General features: G+C 71.4%; 22 protein-coding genes. 9 read left to right on the forward strand and 13 right to left on the reverse strand.

Annotated elements, in window-relative coordinates; genetic code table 11:
- The first annotated feature begins 68 nt into the window (after positions 1-68).
- A complete protein-coding gene (locus KBY47_RS00385) occupies positions 69-1,292 on the forward strand; it encodes an MFS transporter (protein ID WP_210918784.1) in 1,224 nt (407 codons plus the stop codon).
- On the opposite strand, the gene KBY47_RS00390 is transcribed toward KBY47_RS00385, so the two are convergent.
- Both KBY47_RS00390 and KBY47_RS00395 read right to left on the reverse strand, forming a co-directional pair.
- A complete protein-coding gene (locus KBY47_RS00390) occupies positions 1,229-2,395 on the reverse strand; it encodes a hypothetical protein (protein WP_210918785.1) in 1,167 nt (388 codons plus the stop codon). The two genes, KBY47_RS00385 and KBY47_RS00390, sit on opposite strands and share 64 nt — an antisense overlap.
- Before the next feature lie 19 nt (positions 2,396-2,414).
- Complete coding sequence (locus KBY47_RS00395) at positions 2,415-3,344, reverse strand: 5-dehydro-4-deoxyglucarate dehydratase (RefSeq protein WP_210918786.1); 930 nt, start codon at positions 3,342-3,344, stop codon at positions 2,415-2,417.
- Between the two features lie 179 nt (positions 3,345-3,523).
- On the opposite strand from KBY47_RS00395, the gene KBY47_RS00400 reads away from it, so the two are divergent.
- The 7 genes from KBY47_RS00400 to KBY47_RS00430 all read left to right on the forward strand — a co-directional run bounded on the left by KBY47_RS00400 (position 3,524) and on the right by KBY47_RS00430 (position 11,108).
- On the forward strand, positions 3,524-4,333 hold the full coding sequence (locus tag KBY47_RS00400; RefSeq protein ID WP_210918787.1) for an NAD(P)-dependent oxidoreductase: 810 nt from the start codon (positions 3,524-3,526) through the stop codon (positions 4,331-4,333).
- Positions 4,334-4,669: 336 nt separating this feature from the next.
- Positions 4,670-5,452, forward strand: a complete 783-nt coding sequence (locus tag KBY47_RS00405; RefSeq protein WP_210918788.1) for a DeoR/GlpR family DNA-binding transcription regulator — start codon at positions 4,670-4,672, stop codon at positions 5,450-5,452.
- Positions 5,453-5,543: 91 nt separating this feature from the next.
- Positions 5,544-6,911 carry a sugar ABC transporter substrate-binding protein gene (locus KBY47_RS00410; protein ID WP_210918789.1) on the forward strand — a complete coding sequence of 456 codons (1,368 nt, stop codon included), beginning with the start codon at positions 5,544-5,546 and terminating at the stop codon, positions 6,909-6,911.
- A complete protein-coding gene (locus KBY47_RS00415; protein ID WP_210918790.1) occupies positions 6,908-7,855 on the forward strand; it encodes a carbohydrate ABC transporter permease in 948 nt (315 codons plus the stop codon). Before KBY47_RS00410 ends, KBY47_RS00415 begins: the two co-directional genes overlap by 4 nt.
- The gene (locus KBY47_RS00420; RefSeq protein ID WP_210918791.1) at positions 7,855-8,736 is read left to right on the forward strand and encodes a carbohydrate ABC transporter permease; all 882 of its coding nucleotides are present in this window, start codon (positions 7,855-7,857) and stop codon (positions 8,734-8,736) included. Before KBY47_RS00415 ends, KBY47_RS00420 begins: the two co-directional genes overlap by 1 nt.
- The gene (locus tag KBY47_RS00425) at positions 8,733-9,722 is read left to right on the forward strand and encodes a zinc-dependent alcohol dehydrogenase family protein (protein WP_210918792.1); all 990 of its coding nucleotides are present in this window, start codon (positions 8,733-8,735) and stop codon (positions 9,720-9,722) included. Before KBY47_RS00420 ends, KBY47_RS00425 begins: the two co-directional genes overlap by 4 nt.
- Positions 9,723-9,926: 204 nt before the next feature.
- A complete protein-coding gene (locus KBY47_RS00430; protein ID WP_210919143.1) occupies positions 9,927-11,108 on the forward strand; it encodes a TerD family protein in 1,182 nt (393 codons plus the stop codon).
- 61 nt (positions 11,109-11,169) lie between these two features.
- On the opposite strand, the gene KBY47_RS00435 is transcribed toward KBY47_RS00430, so the two are convergent.
- The 3 genes from KBY47_RS00435 to KBY47_RS00445 all read right to left on the reverse strand — a co-directional run bounded on the left by KBY47_RS00435 (position 11,170) and on the right by KBY47_RS00445 (position 14,007).
- On the reverse strand, positions 11,170-12,597 hold the full coding sequence (locus tag KBY47_RS00435) for a hypothetical protein (protein WP_210918793.1): 1,428 nt from the start codon (positions 12,595-12,597) through the stop codon (positions 11,170-11,172).
- A 158-nt stretch (positions 12,598-12,755) separates the two neighbouring features.
- Positions 12,756-13,460 carry an antibiotic biosynthesis monooxygenase gene (locus tag KBY47_RS00440; RefSeq protein WP_210919144.1) on the reverse strand — a complete coding sequence of 235 codons (705 nt, stop codon included), beginning with the start codon at positions 13,458-13,460 and terminating at the stop codon, positions 12,756-12,758.
- Between the two features lie 145 nt (positions 13,461-13,605).
- Entirely contained in the window at positions 13,606-14,007 is a 402-nt protein-coding gene (locus tag KBY47_RS00445) for a DUF3618 domain-containing protein (protein ID WP_210918794.1), read from the reverse strand.
- A gap of 168 nt (positions 14,008-14,175) precedes the next feature.
- Between KBY47_RS00445 and dapA the strand changes: the two genes are divergently transcribed.
- The gene (gene dapA, locus KBY47_RS00450; RefSeq protein ID WP_210918795.1) at positions 14,176-15,081 is read left to right on the forward strand and encodes a 4-hydroxy-tetrahydrodipicolinate synthase; all 906 of its coding nucleotides are present in this window, start codon (positions 14,176-14,178) and stop codon (positions 15,079-15,081) included.
- A gap of 26 nt (positions 15,082-15,107) precedes the next feature.
- Here the strand turns inward: dapA and KBY47_RS00455 are convergent, their stop codons facing one another.
- From KBY47_RS00455 to sufC, 8 genes are all read right to left on the reverse strand, one after another.
- Positions 15,108-15,326, reverse strand: coding sequence for a hypothetical protein (locus KBY47_RS00455; protein WP_210918796.1), 219 nt, complete (start codon positions 15,324-15,326; stop codon positions 15,108-15,110).
- 97 nt (positions 15,327-15,423) lie between these two features.
- The gene (gene dapD, locus KBY47_RS00460; RefSeq protein WP_210918797.1) at positions 15,424-16,413 is read right to left on the reverse strand and encodes a 2,3,4,5-tetrahydropyridine-2,6-dicarboxylate N-succinyltransferase; all 990 of its coding nucleotides are present in this window, start codon (positions 16,411-16,413) and stop codon (positions 15,424-15,426) included.
- A gap of 138 nt (positions 16,414-16,551) precedes the next feature.
- Positions 16,552-17,088 (reverse strand): TetR/AcrR family transcriptional regulator, encoded by a 537-nt coding sequence (locus tag KBY47_RS00465; RefSeq protein ID WP_210918798.1) that lies wholly within the window; start codon positions 17,086-17,088, stop codon positions 16,552-16,554.
- Entirely contained in the window at positions 17,088-17,408 is a 321-nt protein-coding gene (locus KBY47_RS00470) for a multidrug efflux SMR transporter (RefSeq protein WP_210918799.1), read from the reverse strand. The genes KBY47_RS00465 and KBY47_RS00470 overlap by 1 nt, the downstream gene beginning before the upstream one ends.
- A 46-nt stretch (positions 17,409-17,454) precedes the next feature.
- Complete coding sequence (locus KBY47_RS00475; RefSeq protein WP_210918800.1) at positions 17,455-17,787, reverse strand: metal-sulfur cluster assembly factor; 333 nt, start codon at positions 17,785-17,787, stop codon at positions 17,455-17,457.
- A complete protein-coding gene (sufU, locus tag KBY47_RS00480; RefSeq protein ID WP_210919145.1) occupies positions 17,784-18,251 on the reverse strand; it encodes a Fe-S cluster assembly sulfur transfer protein SufU in 468 nt (155 codons plus the stop codon). Before sufU ends, KBY47_RS00475 begins: the two co-directional genes overlap by 4 nt.
- A 17-nt stretch (positions 18,252-18,268) precedes the next feature.
- Positions 18,269-19,525: a cysteine desulfurase gene (locus KBY47_RS00485; protein ID WP_210918801.1), complete on the reverse strand. Its 1,257-nt coding sequence runs from the start codon at positions 19,523-19,525 to the stop codon at positions 18,269-18,271.
- Complete coding sequence (gene sufC / locus KBY47_RS00490; RefSeq protein ID WP_210918802.1) at positions 19,522-20,286, reverse strand: Fe-S cluster assembly ATPase SufC; 765 nt, start codon at positions 20,284-20,286, stop codon at positions 19,522-19,524. Before sufC ends, KBY47_RS00485 begins: the two co-directional genes overlap by 4 nt.
- Positions 20,287-20,289 lie beyond the last annotated feature (3 nt).

Raw genomic sequence — 20,289 nt, forward strand, 5'->3', positions numbered from 1 at the left:
GGCCCGCCCAACGCCTAGGGCATCTGCCCGATCCCGTGCCGCCCTCCTTAGACCCACGATGTCCAGGCATGACGACGACGTGGACGGCCGTGCGCGTGCTGCGCGACGGCGACGCGCGGCGGTGTCTCGCCGCGGTGGTGGTGTCCGGCTTCGGCACCTCGGCGCTGTGGCTGGCGTCGGGTGTGTGGGTGAAGGACCTGACGGGCTCGAACGCGCTGGCCGCGCTCACCCTGCTGGTGATGTGGACGCCGGTGCTGTTCGGCCCGCCGCTGGGCACCCTCGCCGACCGGGTCCGCCGCAAACCCCTCCTGATCGCCACGAACCTGCTGCTCGCGGCGGTGCTGCCGACCCTGCTCACCGTCGACTCGGCCGGTGACGTGTGGCTGGTGTGCGCGGTGCTGTTCGTCTACGGCGCCGCGGGCGTCGTCCAGGACGCGGCCGAGGCGGCGCTGGTCGCAGCCCGCCTCGACCCTGCGCTGCTCGGCGACTTCAACGGGCTGCGCATGACCGCGGGCGAGGGCATGAAGCTGCTCGCCCCGCTGGCCGGTGCGGGCGTGTACGCGGCGTACGGCGGTGCGGCCGTGGTCCTGCTGGACGCGGGGACGTTCGTGCTGGCCACCGCCCTGTACGCCGGTCTGCGGGTCCCCGAGAGGCGGCCCGGGACACCGGCGTCCGGCTGGTGGGCGCGGACCGCCGAGGGCGCCCGTCGCCTGTGGGGGCACGCGCGGCTGCGGCCCCTGGTCCTGGCCGCCGGTACGACGATGCTGTGCGCCGGGGTCAACGGCGCGCTGGTGTACGCGGTCGTCGACGGCCTCGGCCGTCCGCCCGCGTACGCCGGTGTCCTCGCCGCCGTGCAGGGCGCCGGGTCGGTCGTGGCCGGGCTGGCCTCGGGCGCGGGCCTGCGGCGGCTGGGCGAGCGCGGGTTCGCGGTCTGCGGCATGGCGGTGACCGGCGTCGCGGTGGCGCTGCGGGCCGTGCCGTCGGACGCGGTGGTGCTGCTGGGCAGCGCGGCCGTCGGGGCGGGTCTGCCCTGCGTCCTGATCGCCGCGTTCACGGCCGTGCAGCGGAGCACGCCGCACGCCCTGCTGGGCCGTACGGCGGCCACGGCGAGCACCCTGGTGTTCGTGCCGAACGTGCTCGGCCTCGCCGTGGGGGCGGCCCTGGTCGGACCGCTCCCCCACGGCCCGCTGCTCGTGGCGTTGGGCGCGGCCCAGCTGGTGTCGGTGGTTCAGCTGCCGCCGAGGGCCTCCCGCACCGCCGAGAGGTCGTCGTCCGACGCCAGCCCGGCGTGATAGAGCCGCAGTTCGGTCGCCCCGAGGTCCCGGGCGCGCCCGGCGTCCGCCGCCAGGGTGGCGGGGCTGCCGCCCATGCCGGAGACGACGGTGAGGTTGGCGGCGAGGACGGCACCTGCCACGCCCTGCTCGGCGAAGGGGGTGAGCGGACCCGCGCCGCCGGTGCAGGGGACCACCACGCCGTCGGCGACGGAGAGGATGTGCGCGGGGTCGACGCCCGCGTTGGCGCCGCAGTGGTAGGAGACCGGGTCGGCGTGCAGGAGGATCTGGAAGCCCTCCGGGGCCGCGGCGCGGACCGCGGTGACCGTCTCCTCCTGGAGGGTGCGGGCGGTGTCGTCGCGCCACGCGCGCGTGGCGGCCGCCTTGCCCTCACCGAGCAGTTTCCCGACGCCCGCCCAGCCGCCGTCGGAGGGCGCCCCCCGCCACACCGGCTCCAGCGCGGCCCGTACGTCGGCGGCCAGCCGGTCCGCGTCCAGCCCCTGCGCGGCGTACCCCGCACGGCAGGCGTGGCAGAAGCACAGGGACATCAGGTACTGACCGGCGTCGCCGAGGCCCACCCCGCCGGTCTTGTCGTGGGCGTGCAGATGGGCGAGCCCGTACCAGCCGAGGGACTCCAGTTCGGTGCCGCGCGCCCCGGGCCGTACCGCCGACTCCACCGCCAGACCGGTGAGGTACGCGCGCGTGCCGGGCTGTGCGATGCACGGCGCCCACGGGTAGCGGTCGCCGTAGGCGTTGACCACCGAGGTGTCCGGGTGCTCGGCGCCCAGGCGGGAGTTGTGCGCGAGGACCACCCAGGTGTGCACCTCGAGACCGGCCTCCGCGAGTGCGGCGGCGGCCTCGCCGTGGGCGTCGCCGGGCGCCCAGTCCCCGGCCGGGTAGGGGCGCAGCGCGCGGCCCGCCCAGCGGTCGGCGTCGACCGGGTACAGCACCGCGGCGTACTCGGCGGTGACGACGCGGTGGCGGGGGTGGCGGGGAGTGAGGGCGCGCGTGGAGTGGTAGGCGGCGGCGAGGGTCACCTGGGTGACGCCGAGCGCGGCGATCCGCCCGGGTGCCTCCGGGTCCCCGTTGACGTCCCAGGGGTAGACGAACGCCGATGTCTTCACTTGGCCTCCTGACAGGACTTCACAGCAGTGCGTATCCCCGCTCGATCACCTGAGCGAGCCGCTTGACATGATCGTCGTCCGGCTCGTGCAGCGGGGGCCGTACCTCGCCGACGTCCAGTCCGCGCAGCCGTACGCCCGCCTTGACCAGCGAGACGGCGTAGCCGCGGCCCTGGGCGCGCAGTTCGACGAACGGACGGTAGAAGCCGTCCAGGAGCCGGTCGGCCGTGGCGCGGTCGTCGGCCTCCAGCGCCCGGTGGAAGGTGAGGGCGATCTCCGGGGCGAAGCAGAACACCGCGGAGGAGTAGAGCGGCACCCCGACGGCGCGATAGGCGAGCTGGGTCTGTTCGGCGGTCGGCAGCCCGTTGAAGTAGAGGAAGTCGCCGGACGCCCCGGTGCGTACGGCACTGACGATCCGCTGCATCAGGTCGAGGTCGCCGAGCCCGTCCTTGAGGCCGACGATCCCGTCCGTGCGGGCGAGCCCGACGACCGTCGCCGGGGTGAAGACGGCGTTGTCACGCTGGTAGACGACGACGGGCAGCGCGGTCGCGGCGGCGATCTCCCGGTAGTGCCGCAGCAGCCCTTCCTGCCCGGCGACGACGAGGTACGGCGGCATGGCGAGCAGCCCGTCCACCCCGGCCGCCTCGGCGAGCCGCGCGTACCGCACGGCGAGCGCCGTCCCGTACCCGGCGCCCGCGAGGACCGGTACCCGGCCGTCGCTCTCCTCGACGGCCGCCCGCACGCACGTCCCGAACTCCTCCGGCGTCAGCGCGTGGAACTCCCCGGTGCCGCAGCAGGCGAAGACGGCGGCGGCCCCGGCCGCCACACCCTGGCGTACGTGCGCGCGATAGGCGTCGAGGCCGACGGCGCCGTCCGGGCCGAAGGCGGTGACGGGGAAGAACAGCGGCCCGCTGGGGATACTGAGCCGGGCGGCGAGGTCGGCAGGCGTCACAGGCTCTCCCTAGAACAGGGTGACTACAGGGGACGTACAGGTTTCTGATCGAAGTTTATGTTTATGAACAGAGCCCGCGCCACCCTTGACGAGCCACGACCCCGCCCCACACCTTGTCCACGCATGTGAATCCGGGATATGAATACGGCTGACCGTCCAGGAAACCGAGGAGACCGAGGATGCCCGCTCCCCGCACCGTTCTGCTCACCGGCGCCGCCGGCGGGCTCGGCACCCTGATGCGGGAGCTGCTCCCCGACCACGGCTACCGGCTGCGCCTGCTGGACCTGCGCCCCGTCGAGGGCGAACCGGACGCGATCGTCGCGGACCTCGCCGACCGGGCGGCCCTGCGCGAGGCCGTACGCGGTGTCGACGCGATCATCCACCTCGCGGGCATCTCCCTGGAAGCCCCCTTCGAGAAGATCCTCAAGGCGAACATCGAGGGCACCTACAACCTGTACGAGGCCGCCCGCGAGGAGGGCGTCGGCCGGATCGTCTTCGCCTCCTCCAACCACGCGGTGGGCTGCACGCCGCGCCCGCGGGGCGACGACCCGCTGATCCCCGTCGACACCCCGCACCGCCCGGACACCTTCTACGGCCTGTCCAAGTCCTTCGGCGAGGACCTCGCCCAGTTCTACTGGGACAAGCACGGCCTGGAGACCGTCTCCGTGCGCATCGGCTCCTGCTTCCCGGAGCCGACCAGCGTGCGGATGCTGTCGCTGTGGATGAGCCCCGCCGACGGCGCCCGCCTCTTCCACGCCGCCCTCACCGCCGAGCACGTGGGCCACACCGTCGTATACGGCTCCTCCGCCAACACCCGGCTGTGGTGGGACCTGACCTCCGCGCGGGCCCTCGGCTACGCACCGCAGGACGACTCCGAGCCGTACGCCGAGAAGCTCATCGCGGAGCAGGGCGAACTGGACCCCGGCAACCCGGCCCACGCCCGCCTCGGCGGCCACTTCGTGACCGACCCGCCGATCTGGCCGTACTGAGCCGTGTCGCGCGGATCGCTCAGTCACTGATCCGGCCGACACGGCCGAAACCAGGCGTTCGCGGGAGCGGGCGGGCACCGAACGGGCCCGCCCGCTCCCGCATTCGGGCATCCACCGTGCCCGATCCCACCCCACCCGTCACACCCGCGCAGGTCCGAGACGGACTCTGCCGCAGTCAAACGGGCACAACCGGGCAGCATCGGATCCGTAACAGGCCTGTTCAGCGTCGAATCCCCGCTGTAGAACTTCCCCCATGACTCCCTCGGGGCCCGAACGGGCAGCTCCGGCGGCCGAGGGACCGAGTACCACAGCGAAGCACGGAAGCGGGTGTCGACGATGACGACGGCGAAGGCGGCGAGGAGCGCCGAAGAACGCCAGCGCGAGATCGTGCGCATGGCGCGCGCCACCGGCGCGGTCGACGTCACCGCACTCGCCACCGACCTGAACGTGGCAAAGGAGACGGTACGGCGGGACCTGCGCGTCCTGGAGGACCACGGCCTGCTGCGCCGTACCCATGGCGGCGCCTACCCCGTGGAGAGCGCCGGGTTCGAGACGACGCTCGCCTTCCGCGCCACCAGCCACGTCCCCGAGAAGCGCCGCATCGGGGCCGCGGCGGCCGAGCTGCTCGGGGACGCCGAGACGGTCTTCGTCGACGAGGGGTTCACCCCGCAGCTCGTCGCCGAGGCCCTCCCGAGGGACCGGCCGCTGACCGTGGTCACCGCCTCCCTGCCGGTCGCCGGTTCGCTCGCCGAGGCCGAGAACGTCTCGGTGCTGCTGCTCGGCGGCCGGGTCCGCTCCGGCACCCTGGCCACCGTCGACCACTGGACGACCAAGATGCTCGCCGGTTTCGTCATCGACCTGGCGTTCATCGGCGCCAACGGCATCTCGCGCGAGCACGGCCTCACCACCCCCGACCCGGCCGTCAGCGACGTCAAGGCACAGGCGATCCGGTCCGCCCGGCGCACCGTGTTCGCCGGTGTGCACACCAAGTTCGGAGCGGTCAGCTTCTGCCGGTTCGCCGACATCGGCGCCCTGGAGACGATCGTCACCAGCACCTTGCTCCCCGCCGCCGAGGCCCATCGCTACTCCCTGCTGGGGCCTCAGGTCATCCGCGTCTGAACACCCGCCTCCCACCTTCCTCCGACACCCCCTCCGTAAGGCCGCACACCCCCACAAGTCCCCTTTGTTCAAGAATGTCCAGGAGCATCGCATGCGAACCCAGAGCCGACGCGCGCCACGCACCCTCTTCGCGGTGGCAGCCATAGGGACGCTGATCACTCCGCTCGCCGCCTGCTCCGGCGCGGGCGGCTCGGGATCCTCCGACGGCAACGCCATCAACGTCCTCATGGTGAACAACCCTCAGATGGTGGAGCTCCAGAAGCTCACCGCCGACCACTTCACCAAGGACACCGGCATCGAGGTGAACTTCACCGTCCTGCCGGAGAACGACGTCCGCGACAAGATCAGCCAGGACTTCGCCAACCAGGCGGGCCAGTACGACGTCGCCACCCTCAGCAACTACGAGATCCCCATCTACGCCAAGAACGGCTGGCTGCACTCCCTGGACTCCTACGTCGAGGGCGACACCGCCTTCGACCAGGACGACGTCCTCACCCCGATGACCCAGGCCCTCACCGCCGAGGACGGCAAGCTCTACGGCGAGCCCTTCTACGGCGAGTCCTCCTTCCTGATGTACCGCAAGGACGTCTTCGAGAAGGCGGGCCTGACGATGCCCGAGAAGCCCACCTGGACCCAGGTCGCCGACCTCGCCGCGAAGGTGGACGCCGCCGAGTCCGGCATGAAGGGCATCTGCCTGCGCGGACTGCCCGGCTGGGGCGAGGTGATGGCCCCGCTCACCACGGTCGTCAACACCTTCGGCGGCACCTGGTTCGACGAGAACTGGCAGGCCCGGCTGGACTCCAAGGAGTTCAAGGAGGCCACCCAGTTCTATGTCGACCTGGTCCGTGAGCACGGCGAGTCCGGCGCCGCCCAGGCGGGCTACGCCGAGTGCCTGAACAACATGACCCAGGGCAAGACGGCCATGTGGTACGACGCCACCGCGGGCGCCGGTTCCCTGGAGGCCAAGGACTCCCCCGTCAAGGGCAAGATCGGCTACGTCCCCGCGCCGGTGGAGAAGACCGACAGCTCCGGCTGGCTCTACACCTGGGCCTGGGGCATCCAGAAGGCGTCCGGCAACGCCGAGAACGCCTGGAAGTTCATCTCCTGGGCTTCCGGCAAGGAGTACGAGAAGCTCGTCGGCGAGCAGATCGGCTGGTCCAACGTCCCGGCGGGCAAGCGCGCGTCGACGTACGACATCCCGGAGTACCGCTCGGAGGCCGCCGCGTTCGCGGACGTCACCCGGGACGCCATCGCCGGGGCCAAGCCGGAGGACCCGGGCGTGCAGCCCCGCCCCGCGCCCGGCATCCAGTTCGTCGGCATCCCCGAGTTCACCGACCTGGGCACCAAGGTCTCCCAGGAGATCAGCTCCGCCATCGCCGGACGGCAGTCCGTGGACAGCGCGCTGAAGAAGGCGCAGTCGCTCGCCGAGGCCGTCGGCAAGAAGTACGAGGGATCATGACCGTCACGACTCCCCCCACCCGGGTCGCCGCCGCCCCCTCGCGGCCGGCGGCCCGGCGGCCCAACCGGATGCGCGCCTGGGCCACCCGGGCGCCCCTGCTGCCCGCGCTGATCTTCATGATCGTCGTGACGCAGCTGCCCTTCGTGGCCACGCTGGTGATCTCGTTCCTCGACTGGAACTCGCTCTATCCCCAAGACCGCAAGTTCGCCGGGTTCTCCAACTACTCCGAGGTCCTCAGCACTCCTGAGCTGCGCAAGTCGGTCTGGACGACGATCCTGCTGACCGCCACGGTCGTCCTGGTCAGCCTGCTGCTCGGCCTGCTGCTGGCGCTCCTCCTGGACCGCCGCTTCCGCGGCCGGGCCGCCGTACGCACCATGCTCATCGCGCCCTTCCTGCTGGTGCCGATCGCCGCCGCGCTGCTGTGGAAGCACGTGCTGTTCAACCCGGAGTACGGCCTGTTCAACGGCGTACTGCGGTGGATCGGCGGCGAGGGCGCCGTCCAGCCGGACTGGATCTCCGAGATGCCGCTGATGGCGGTGGAGGCCTCGCTGATCTGGCAGTGGACCCCGTTCATGATGCTGATCCTGCTCGCCGGGCTACAGAGCCGCGACCCCGAACTGGTCGAGGCGGCCCGGATGGACGGGGCGGGCGACTGGCAGGTGTTCGTCCACATCACGCTGCCGCACCTGCGCCGCTACCTGGAACTCGGCATCCTGCTCGGCTCCATCTACATCGTGCAGAACTTCGACGCGGTGTTCACCATCACCTCCGGCGGCCTCGGCACCGCCAACCTGCCCTACACGATCTACCAGACCTTCTACCAGGCCCATGAGAACGGCCTCGCCTCCGCGGCGGGCGTCATCGTCGTCATCGGCTCGATCATCCTGGCGACCTTCGCGCTGCGCGTGGTGTCGTCGCTGTTCCGTGAGGAGGTGTCCCGCTGATGGCCACCACCACCGCGACCCCGGTCCGCGCCACCGCGACCCCGGCCGGCCCCCGAAACGGCCGGCTCAAGGGCGCCGTGCTGGGCGTCACCGCCTGGCTGGTCGGACTGCTGTTCGTCGCGCCCATCCTCTGGATGGTCCTGACGTCCTTCCACTCCGAGGCCGACGCGGCGACCAACCCGCCGTCGCTCGCCGCCTCGCTCACCCTGGACAGCTACCGCGAGTTCTTCGGGGTGGCGGGCGGCGCCAGCCCCTGGCCCGCCCTGATCAACAGCATGACGGCCTCGGTCGCCTCCACGCTGATCACCCTGCTGCTGGCGCTCCCCGCCGCCTACGCGCTGTCGATCCGCCCGGTCAAGCGCTGGACCGACGTGCTGTTCTTCTTCCTCTCCACCAAGATGCTGCCGATGGTGGCGGGCCTGCTGCCGATCTACCTGTTCGCCAAGAACAGCGGCCTGCTCGACAACATCTGGGCGCTGGTCATCCTCTACACGGCGATGAACCTGCCGATCGCGGTCTGGATGATGCAGTCCTTCCTCTCCGAGGTACCGGTCGCGATCATCGAGGCCGCCCAGATCGACGGCGCCAGACTCCCGACGATCCTGGGGCGGGTGGTGGCCCCCATCGCCCTGCCCGGCATCGCCGCCACCGCCCTGATCTGCTTCATCTTCTCCTGGAACGAACTCCTCTTCGCCCGGGTCCTCACCGGGGTGGTCGCCGAGACGGCCCCCGTCTTCCTCACCGGCTTCATCACCAGCCAGGGCCTGTTCCTGGCCAAGGTGTGCGCCGCGTCGCTCGTCATCTCCCTGCCGGTGCTCGCCGCGGGGTTCGCCGCCCAGGACAAGCTGGTCCAGGGCCTGTCGTTGGGAGCCGTCAAATGAAGGCCGCCGTCATCGAGTCCGTGGGCCGGGCCGTCGTCGCCGAGGTCCCGGACCCGACGCCGGGCCCGCGCGAGGTCGTCGTGGAGGTCGCCGCGTGCGGCCTGTGCGGCACCGACCTGCACATCCTCCAGGGCGAGTTCGCGCCCAAGCTGCCGATCGTGCCGGGCCACGAGTTCGCGGGCGAGGTGGTCGGCGTCGGCACACAGGTCACCGAGGTGTCGATCGGCGACCGCGTGGCGGTGGACCCCTCCCTCTACTGCTACGAGTGCCGCTACTGCCGCAACGGCCACAACAACATGTGCGAGCGCTGGGCGGCCATCGGCGTCACCACGGCGGGCGGCGCCGCCCAGTACGCGGTGGCGCCCGTCGCCAACTGCGTGAAGCTCCCCGAGCACGTCCGCACCGAGGACGCCGCCCTGGTCGAGCCCCTCTCCTGCGCGGTACGCGGCTACGACGTCCTCCAGTCCCGGATGGGCGCGCACGTCCTGATCTACGGCTCGGGGACGATGGGCCTGATGATGCTGGAACTGGCCAAGCGCACCGGCGCGGCAAGCGTCGACGTCGTGGACGTCAACCCGTCCCGCCTGGAGACGGCCCGCCGCCTAGGCGTGACCGCGTCCGCGGCGAACCCCGACGAACTGGACCGCCCCCAGGGCTGGGACCTCGTCATCGACGCGACCGGCAACGCGGCGGCCATCCAGGACGGCCTCGACCGCGTCGCCAAGGCGGGCACCTTCCTCCAGTTCGGCGTCGCCGACTACGCGACCCGGGTCCAGATCGACCCGTACCGCATCTACAACCAGGAGATCACCATCACCGGCTCCATGGCCGTCCTCCACAGCTTCGAACGCGCGGCGGAACTCTTCGCCAACGGCGTCCTGGACCCGGACGTCTTCATCAGCGACCGCATCCCGCTGGACCGCTACCCCGAGGCACTGGACCAGTTCAAGGCGGGGGTGGGCAGGAAGATCGTGGTGGTGCCGTAGCCTTTCAGCCACGCCCATTCAGCCCGTCCGGCGATTGAGGACAAGGCCCGTCCAGGGCCGAAGCGGGGGCTTGGGAGCGGCAGCCCAGGGCCGGGAAGGGAAGGGGCGGCGGGGGCGAAAAGGACCCTTGCGCCAAGCCCTCATCACCCGACCGGAGTAAGGGAACGGTAAGAGCCCTTCGATCGTTCACCCGGCATGACCGCTATGACCCCCGGCTCGAACATCCCACTCCCCGCCCCCCGCGTGGCGGTGGACGTCGCCGCCCCCGTGCGCCTCGACGTCTCGGGCCTCCTCCTCACCGCCGACGGCAAGGTCCGCTCGGACGACGACTTCATCTTCTACAACCAGCCGGCCGGCCCGGGCGTGACCTACCGCTCGGGCGGCGGCACGGCCCCCGACGCGATCACCGTCGACACCACCGCCCTCCCCCCGGGCATCGAGAAGATCGTCGTCACCGCCAGCCCCGACGCCGCGGGCCAGACCTTCCAGGGCGTCGAGCCCACCGCCACCCTCCGCAACGCGGACGACAACACCGTCCTGGCCACCTTCACACCCCCGCAGCTCGGCAACGAGACGGCCCTGGTGGTCATCGAGATCTACCTGCGCAACGGCCAGTGGAAGGCCCGCGCGGTCGGCCAGGGCTACGCCAACGGCCTGGCGGGCATCGCCACCGACTTCGGCGTCACGGTCGAGGAACCGACGCCCACCCCGGTGACGCCCCCGGCTCCGGTGACGCCCCCGGCCACGGTGACCCCGCCGGTCGCGGCACCCCCGGCCCCCGCCGCACCCCCGGCCGCCGCCCCCACCGGCAAGATCAACCTCGACAAGGGCCGCGTCAGCCTCCAGAAGAACCAGACCGTCTCCCTGGTCAAGGGCGGCCGCCCGCTGCTCTCCCAGGTCAAGATGGGCCTCGGCTGGGAGCCCGCCTACCGCGGCAAGGACATCGACCTGGACGCCTCCGTCATCGCCTACGGCCCCCAGCGCAACCACATCGACAGCTGCTACTTCGGCAAGCTGACGATCGTCGGCGGCGCGATCAGGCACTCCGGCGACAACCTCACCGGCGAGGGCGGTGGCGACGACGAGGTGATCACCGTGGACCTCGGCCGTCTCCCCCAGGAGGTCACCGGCCTGGTCTTCACCGTCAACTCCTTCTCCGGCCAGAAGTTCACCGAGGTCGCCAAGGCCTACTGCCGCCTGCTGGACGCCGCGTCCGGCGAGGAGCTGGTCCGCTTCGACCTCACCAACGCCGAGGCGCAGACCGGCGTGATGATGGCCAAGCTGATCCGGCAGTACTCGGGCGAGTGGGAGATGACGGCCATGGGCGACTTCGTCAAGGCCCGCACGGTCCGCAACATGGTGAAGCCCGCGGCCCAGGCCCTCTGACCAGTCGGGAAGGTGGGGCCACCAAGGCCCCACCTCCGCCCGGCTTGCCGGTCCCCGCCCCTCAGTTCCCCTGTTGCGACCGCGCCTTGAACGCCGCCTTCCGGGCCTCCTTGGCGACCTTCTTGTCCGGGTGCAGCCGTCCCATGGCCTCCAGGACGTCGGCGGTGGCCGGGTGGTCGACGCGCCAGGCCGCCGCGAAGAAGCCGCTGTGCTGCTGGGCGAGGCCCTGCACCAGGGCGCGCAGCTCCTCGGAGTTGCCCTCGGCGGCCAGCTGGGCCGCGAGGGTATCGACGGTCAGCCAGAAGATCATGTCCTGGGAGGGCGCGGGCACGTCCGGCAGCCCGTGCTCGCTCAGCCACACCCGGGCGAGCCCGCCGAGTTCGGGGTCGTCGAGGACCTCCCGCAGCGCGGGCTCGGCCTCCGCGCCGACCAGCGACAGCGCCTGCTGGCAGCGCAGCCTGCGCAGCGGCGCCCCGGGGTCGGAGCCCCGCGCGGCGGCCAGCAGTTCCCGGGCGGCGGCCAGCGGCCGGCGGCGGGCCAGCCACTGCTCGGTCTCGGCCTGCGCGGCCCGCGGCCCGAACCCGGCGGTGCCGTCCAGCAGCGCGTCCGCGCCCTTGTCGGCGAGGTCACCGACCATGGGCGCCTCGACGCCGGACTCCAGCAGCCGCGCCCGCAGCCCGTAGAGGCCGAGGGGCGTCAGCCGGACCATGCCGTAGCGGGAGACGTCGGTGTCGTCGACCGCCGGGACGGGCTCCTCGTCGGCGTCGGCCATCAGCGCCTCGTCGACGGGCTGGTACTCGACCAGCCCCACCGGTTCCAGGGTCCGGAACTGGTCGTCCAGCCGCATCATCGCGTCGGACACCTGCTCCAGGACGTCGTTGGTGGGCTCCCCCATGTCGCTGGGCACGATCACCGACGCGGCGAGCGCGGGCAGCGGCACGGGGGCCTCGCCGGGCCCGTCCTCGCTGGCGGAGAGCAGGTACAGGTTGCCGAGGACCCCGTCGAGGAAGTCCGCCTCGGCCTCCGGGTCCCAGTCCAGCGTGGACAGGTCGACCCGGCCGCCCTCGTCCATCGCCTCCAGCAGACCGTCCAGGTCGGGCACGGCGGCATCGGCGAGGACGGTCTCCAGGGCCGCCAGCCACACCCCGAGCACGTCCTGCGGCGAACCGCCGGTGAGCAGCTCCAGACCGGCGCCCGCCGTCACGGTGCCCTCCTCCTCGTCGACGATCTCGACGAGCCCGGTGTCCACGGCGACCCGCCAGGCCTCGCTGGCGTACGCGGCGACGTCCTCACCGGTCAGCCCGAGCGCCTCGGCCGCGGCGGGCAGCTGCTCCTCCACCAGCCCGCCCCCGGCGTCCACCCGGGTCGCGGGTCCGGCCCAGCGGGCGAGCCGGGCGGCCCGGGACAGCACCGGCGTGGACAGCGCGGCACGCGCCAGCTCCGCTTCGGAGGACAGCCGCACCGGCGGCAGGGAGGAGCTGTCTGACATGGGCTGGTTCTCCTAGGGGGTTGGGTTCAACCGCTCAGCCTAGACGGGTTTCCACCCATGCCGCCCGGTTCCTCTCCGCACCGCCCGCCGTACATGGCCGAAACCCCGGCAAGTGGCCGGTGCGCACGGGCCATTGACCCGCGTGGCAGCCCTGCGGGTCACCCCGGGACCAGCCCGAGGGCGTGCTCGTACCGGCTGCCGGTGAAGCCCTTCACCCCGGGGTACGTGCGGACGCGTTCCCACAGCGGGGTCGGCGCCCCGATGCCCGCGCCGGGGGCGGCGAGGGCGGCGTCGTAGGCCTGGTCGCTCTCCCACTCGGCGTAGTTGAGGACATGGCCGCCGTCGCCGCTGAGGTGGAAGTGGGCGGCGATCAGGCCGTCGTGGCCGTCAGGCTCCTCGGTGAGGGCGGTCAGCACGGTGTCGGTCCAGTCGCGGCGGCGCCCGCGGGCGTCCGGTTCGAAGTCGATGCGTACGGTGACGACGAGGCCCGGCACCCGGGTGTCACCGGCGGCCCGCGCGTGGGAGCGGTAGTGGCGGTACCGGTCGAGGCCCTGACGCCGGATGCCGGGCACGGCGGTGTCGATCTCGTCGACGCGTTCCTGGCGTCGGGTCCTGGCGAACGCCTCGTACGCGTGCTCGGCCGTCCACTGGGAGTGGTGCAGCAGGGTGGCGCCGTCGCCGCCGGTGTAGACGTGGTAGGCGAGCAGTCCGGGGGCGGGCCACTCGCGGCGCTCCCAGGTGTGCGCGATCGCCGCGACGGTCGCCCGCTGCCGGTCGGGGGTGTCCACCCGCCAGGTACTGAAGAAGGGCGCCCCCACGTCGGGACGGGTGAGGTCGGGGTGGCTGTCGGTACGGCGGGTCACGGGGGCCTCCCTGAGCGGTCGCTGATCGGACATGCGACCCACCCTTCAACCTCGACCAAGGTTGAGGTCAAGGGGGTGCCGGAGGCGAGGGCTCACGGAAAGGCCCGGACGGGCACGTCCCCCGCCCGGGCCGCTTCCGGCGTGTTCACCGTCCGCCGTTGTGCCGCCGTCGCAGGACGTTCGCCGCGACCACGGCGGCACCGGCCGCCGCACCGGCCATCAGCACCGGCCGGGGATGCCGCAGCCCGGCCTGGACGGCCGTGCGCACCGGTGTCGGCGCACGGTGTTCGACGGCGTGACCCGCCTGGGTCGCCTTGTCCTGCACAGTGTGTCCGGCCTGTGCGGCGCTGCTGCGCAGCTGGACCGTCATCGCGCCCGCCTTGTCGCGGAAGTCGGCCGCCCGGGCGCGGGCACGGCCCTTCACATCCGCCTTGGCCGCCAGTTCCTCGACGGTGTCGCCGAGGCGGCCCCTGGTCCGCTCCACCTGCTGCCGCAGCTCGTCGGGACCCTTGGCTCCACCGGCCCCCTTGGCTGCCCTGTCCGTCATCGATGTGCCCTTTCCTCGGATGCGCGGCGTCCGGGTACCCCGACGCGCCCGCCGATACCCCTGCGTGACCGCCCGGAGACGGCACCCACCCACACTCCACCATCACTTATCGATACCGCGTAGCAGAATTAAGTAGATCTGAACAATCGGGATGCCGACACTGCTCTCATGACCTACACCGGCTCCACGCCTCCCTTCGGCCGCGCCCTCTGCGCGATGATCACGCCCTTCACCGAGTCGGGCGGGCTCGACCTGGACGGCGCCCGGCGGCTCGCCGCCCGTCTGGTGGCGGAGGGCTGCGACGGCCTGGTGCTGTCCGGGACCACGGGCGAGTCCCCGACCACCACGGACGCGGAACAGACGGCGCTGGTCGAGGCGGTCCGGGAGGCGGTGGGCGACGGCGCCACGATCGTCGCGGGCGTGGGCACGGCCGACACCCGGCACACCATCGAACTGGCCTCGGCCGCCGAACAGGCGGGCGCCGACGGCGTACTGGTCGTCACGCCGTACTACAGCAGGCCGCCGCAGGACGCGGTCGAGGCCCACTTCCGCGCCGTCGCCGACGCGTCCGGGCTGCCGGTCATGCTCTACGACATCCCCGGCCGCACGGGCACCCGGATCGAGCCGGACACGGTGCTCCGACTCGCGGAACACCCCCGGATCGTCGCGGTGAAGGACTGCTCCTACGACTTCCTCGCCGCCCAGAAGGTCATCGCGGCCACCGGGCTGGCGTACTACGCGGGCTGCGACGAGCACAACCTCGCCCTGTACGCGGTGGGGGCGGCGGGGTACGTGAGCACGGTGGCGAACGTGATCCCCGGTCGGCTGCGCGCGGTGCTGGACGCGTTCGACGCGGGCGACACGGCGACGGCGGCCCGTCTCCAGCGGGCGGCGGTGCCGCTCATCGAGTCGATGATGGCGGCGGGCCTCCCCGGCGCGGTGACGGCCAAGGCCCTCCTCAACCGCCTCGGTCTGCCCGCCGGCCCGGTCCGCGCTCCGCTGCGCCCGGCCTCCGCGGCGGCGACGGACGGCCTGCTGGCGGCGTACGGACAGGCGACGGGGCCCACCGCCTGACCGGCGGTGGGCCCCCGGTACGACGTTCAGTCAGAGGCGACCAGTTCGTCGCCGATCAGCCGGAAGTGCTCCAGCACGTCTTCCATCGGGTCATCGATCTGGCCGACGTTGACCAGCCCGACCCGGGGACCGTTGTGCGAGGCGGTGTTGGTCTCGTCGGCGTGCGCGACACCCGCCGCCGACAGCCAGCACACCGCCGCCGCCGTGGCGACGGCCACCCCGGTCCCCAACCGCTCGTTCCTCATCGCTCCACCCTCGTCTCTCGGACCCTGCGTTCACCCGTTCATCGGGAAAAACGCCTCCGAGGTCACGGAGGGTAATCCTTTTAAGCGATGTTCGTGATCAGTTGTGGGCGTGCAGGACGTCGTTCAGGCCGCCCCACTCGGCGTTGTTGGGGCGGGCCTCGACGGTGCCGGTCACCGAGTTGCGGCGGAAGAGGATGTTGGAGGCGCCGGACAGCTCACGGGCCTTGACGATCTCTCCGTCGGGCATGGTGACGCGGGTCCCGGCGGTGAGGTAGAGCCCCGCCTCGACGACGCAGTCGTCACCCAGCGCGATGCCGATCCCGGCCTCGGCGCCGACGAGGGACCGCCGCCCGATGGCCACCCGCTCCTTGCCGCCGCCGGACAGCGTGCCCATGGTGGAGGCACCGCCGCCGATGTCGGAACCGTCGCCGACGACGACGCCCTGCGAGATCCGGCCCTCGACCATGGAACTGCCGAGGGTGCCCGCGTTGAAGTTGACGAAGCCCTCGTGCATCACGGTGGTGCCGGAGGCGAGGTGGGCGCCCAGGCGGACGCGGTCGGCGTCGGCGATACGGACCCCGGCGGGGGCGACGTAGTCGGTCATCCGCGGGAACTTGTCGACACCGAAGACGCTGAGGTGCAGGCCACGGGCGCGCGCGGCGAGCCGTACGGTCTCCAGGGTGTCGACGGCGACCGGGCCGAGCGAGGTCCAGGCGACGTTGGCGAGCAGACCGAAGATGCCGTCGAGGTTCGGCTGGTTCGGCTGCGTCAGCCGGTGCGAGAGCAGGTGCAGCCGCAGATAGGCGTCGTGGGTGTCGAGCGGCTTGTCGTCCAGCGAGGAGATGACCGTGCGGACCGCGACGACCTCCACACCGCGCACCTCGTCCTTGCCGAGGGCCGCGACGGCGTTCGTGCCGAGCAACTCGGCGGCGCGCTCGGCGTCCAGCCGCTCACTGCCGGCGGGGCCGGGTTCGGCGGCCAGCTCGGGGGCGGGGAACCAGGTGTCGAGAACGGTGCCGTCAGCGGCGATCGTGGCAAGCCCGGCGGCCACGGCGCCGGTCGTACGAGGAGCAGAAGTGTCGGTCATAAGGGCAACCTAACGCCCTCGGCCCTACGGGAGCGAACCGGTCCAACGGCTGAACAGCCCACCTCAAAGGGGCGCGGGGAACTGCGCGAGAACCCCCCACGACCGCACCCGGCAACGAAAAAGCGACCACACCACCCGTCACCCGATGACCCTGCCGAGCATCTCCCGAACCCACCCCTCGTCATACGGCACATCCAGCAACAGCACCTCCAGACAGATCCCGTCCATCAACGCCACCACCGCCCGAGCGGTCGCGGCATCCGTACGCCGCACCAGCCGCGCGGTGATGTCATCGACCCACTCCGCGGCCACCGGCCGCAGCGCGGGTCGCCGCAGGGCCGCCAGATACAGCTCGTACTCCAGCTCGACCCCGGCGCGGTCACCGGAGAACCACTCGCCCATCAGAGCGGCCAGCTCCGCGGCGAGGTCGCTCGTGGGATCGCTGAGACCGCCCCTCGCGGCGACCAGCCGTGAGAACCCCTCGTTCGCCTGCCGCAACGCGGCGACCATCAGCTCGTCGAGAGTCTTGAAGTGGTACGTCGTAGAGCCCAGCGGCACATCCGCCTCGGCCGCCACCGTCCGGTGGCTGAGCCCGGCGATGCCCTTCTCCTCCACCACGCGAATGGCGGCGTCGATGATCCGACGCCGCCGGTCGGGGTCGTAGCGCCGCGCCATCAGTGCGCTCCGCTGAGATTGAGCACGACCACGCCGACGACGATCAGTGCGATCCCGGTGGCCTTGGCCACGTCCATGCCCTCACCGAGGAAGAGCATCCCGATCGTCGCGATGACCGCCGTGCCGGCTCCGGCCCAGATGGCGTAGGCCGTGCCCACGGCCACGGTCTTCAGGGTCTGGGCGAGCAGGGCGAAGGCCACCAGGTACCCCAGCGCCGTCACCACCGACGGCCAGAGCTTGCTGAAGCCGTCGCTGTACTTCATCGCGGTGGTCGCGGCCACTTCGGCCGCGATGGCACCGGCGAGCAGCAGATAACCCATACGTACGAGCGTACACATCGCTGTGTACGCCCGTACGCAAAACGCCTCAGACGTTGAAGCCCAGCGCTCGCAGCTGCTCGCGCCCATCGTCCGTGATCTTGTCCGGCCCCCACGGCGGCATCCAGACCCAGTTGATGCGCAGCTCGTTGACGAGGCCGTCCGTGGCGGACTTGGCCTGGTCCTCGATGACGTCGGTGAGCGGACAGGCCGCGGACGTCAGGGTCATGTCGACGGTGGCGATGTTCGCGTCGTCGACGTGGATGCCGTAGATGAGGCCGAGGTTGACGACGTCGATACCCAGCTCGGGGTCGACGACGTCCATCAGGGCCTCGCGCAGCTCCTCCTCGGAGGCGGGCTTGGTCTCCACGGTCTCGGTCATGCCGTCTTCCTTTCGGCGTCGGCGCCGCCCAGCGCTTGGGCCGTCGCGTCCTTCCACGCCATCCAGCTCAGGAGGGCGCACTTGACCCGGGCCGGGTACTTGGAGACCCCGGCGAACGCGACCGCGTCCTCCAGGACGTCCTCCATCGCGTCGTCGGGCTCGATCCTGCCCTTGGACTGCATCAGCTCCAGGAAGGTCTCCTGGATCCGCCGCGCGTCGGCCACGTCCTTGCCGACGAGCAGGTCGTTCAGCACGGAGGCGCTGGCCTGGCTGATGGAGCAGCCCTGGCCCTCGTACGAGACGTCCTCGATGGTCGTGCCGTCGTACTTCACACGCAGCGTGATCTCGTCACCACAGGTCGGGTTGACATGGTGCACCTCGGCGTCGCCATCGCGCAGACCACGCCCGTGCGGGTTCTTGTAGTGGTCCAGGATGACTTCCTGGTACATCGAATCCAGCTTCACGGTTTCCAGCACGCCCTTCAGCCGAAGAAGTTCCGTACGTGCTCCAGTCCGTCGACCAAGGCATCGACCTCGGCCGGCGTGGAGTACAGATAGAACGACGCTCGCGTGGTCGCAGGAATTCCGTAGCGGAGGCAGACGGGGCGGGCGCAGTGGTGGCCGACGCGGACCGCGATGCCCTGCTCGTCGAGGACCTGGCCCACGTCGTGCGGGTGAATGTCACCGAGCGTGAAGGAGATCGCGGCGCCGCGCTCCTCAGCCGTGGTCGGGCCGATGATGCGCAGGTCGGGGACCTCCAGCAGCCGCTTCACCGCGTACTCGGTGAGGGCGTGCTCATGGGCGAGGATCTTGTCCATGCCGATCGAGCCCAGATAGTCGATCGCCGCGCCCAGACCGACCGCCTGCGCGATCGGCGGGGTGCCCGCCTCGAACTTGTGGGGCGCCGGGGCGTAGGTCGAGGAGTGCATCGACACCGTCTCGATCATCTCACCGCCGCCCAGGAACGGAGGCAGGTCCTCCAGCAGTTCCTGGCGGCCCCACAGGACGCCGATGCCGGTCGGGCCGCACATCTTGTGGCCGGTGAAGGCCACGAAGTCGGCCTGGAGGCTCTGCACGTCCAGCGGCATGTGCGGCGCCGCCTGCGAGGCGTCGACGCAGACCAGTGCGCCGACCTCCTGCGCCCGGCGGACGATCGCCTCGACCGGGTTCTGGGTGCCGAGGATGTTGGAGACCAGCACGAAGGAGACGATCTTCGTCTTCTCGGTGATGACCTCGTCGATGTTGGAGAGGTCCAGGCGGCCGTCGTCGGTCAGGCCGAACCACTTCAGCTTCGCGCCGGTGCGCTGCGCGAGCAGCTGCCACGGCACGATGTTGGAGTGGTGCTCCATCTCCGTGATGACGATCTCGGTCTCGTGGTCCACCCGGTAGGGCTCGTCGGCCCAGCCGAGCATGTTGGCCACGAGGTTCAGCGACTCCGAGGCGTTCTTGGTGAAGATGACCTCGTCGCGGCTGGGCGCGTTGACGAACGCGGCGACCTTGTCGCGCGCGCCCTCGTACAGCGCCGTGGCCTCCTCGGCGAGCACATGCACACCGCGGTGGACGTTGGCGTTGTAGCGCTCGTAGTACTCGGCGAGTGCGTCCAGCACCTGGCGCGGCTTCTGCGAGGTCGCCGCGTTGTCCAGGTACACGAGCTTCCGGCCGTCGTGGACCTGGCGGTCCAGGATCGGGAAGTCCTTGCGGATCGCCTCGGTGTCGAGGAGGCCCGGCAACTGTGTCACGCTGATACGCCACCCTTCGTGTAGGCCTCGTAGCCCTCGGCCTCCAGCTTGTCGGCCAGCTCGGGGCCGCCCGACTCGACGATCCGGCCACCGGCGAAGACGTGCACGTGGTCGGGCTTGATGTAGCGCAGGATGCGCGTGTAGTGCGTGATCAGCAGGGTGCCGACCTCACCGGTCTCGCGGACGCGGTTGACGCCCTCGGAGACGACGCGCAGGGCGTCGACGTCCAGGCCCGAGTCGGTCTCGTCGAGGATCGCGATCCGCGGCTTGAGCAGCTCCAGCTGGAGGATCTCGTGGCGCTTCTTCTCACCGCCGGAGAAGCCCTCGTTGACGTTGCGCTCGGCGAAGGCGGGGTCCATGTTGAGGCGCTGCATGGCCTCCTTGACCTCCTTCACCCAGGTGCGCAGCTTGGGGGCCTCGCCGCGGATGGCGGTGGCGGAGGTGCGCAGGAAGTTGGAGACCGAGACGCCGGGGACCTCGACGGGGTACTGCATCGCCAGGAACAGGCCCGCGCGGGCGCGCTCGTCGACGGACATCTCGATGACGTCCTCGCCGTCGAGGGTGACGGTGCCGCCGGTGATGGTGTACTTCGGGTGACCCGCCAGCGAGTAGGCGAGGGTCGACTTGCCCGAGCCGTTGGGGCCCATGATGGCGTGCGTCTCGCCCTGCTTCACGGTGAGGTCGACGCCCTTGAGGATCTCCTTCGTGGCGTTGTCGGCCTCGACGGTGACGTGCAGGTCTCGGATTTCAAGCGTTGCCATGGG

Origin of the sequence: Streptomyces sp. B93 (assembly GCF_018070565.1) — a bacterium.
Classification (GTDB): domain Bacteria; phylum Actinomycetota; class Actinomycetes; order Streptomycetales; family Streptomycetaceae; genus Streptomyces.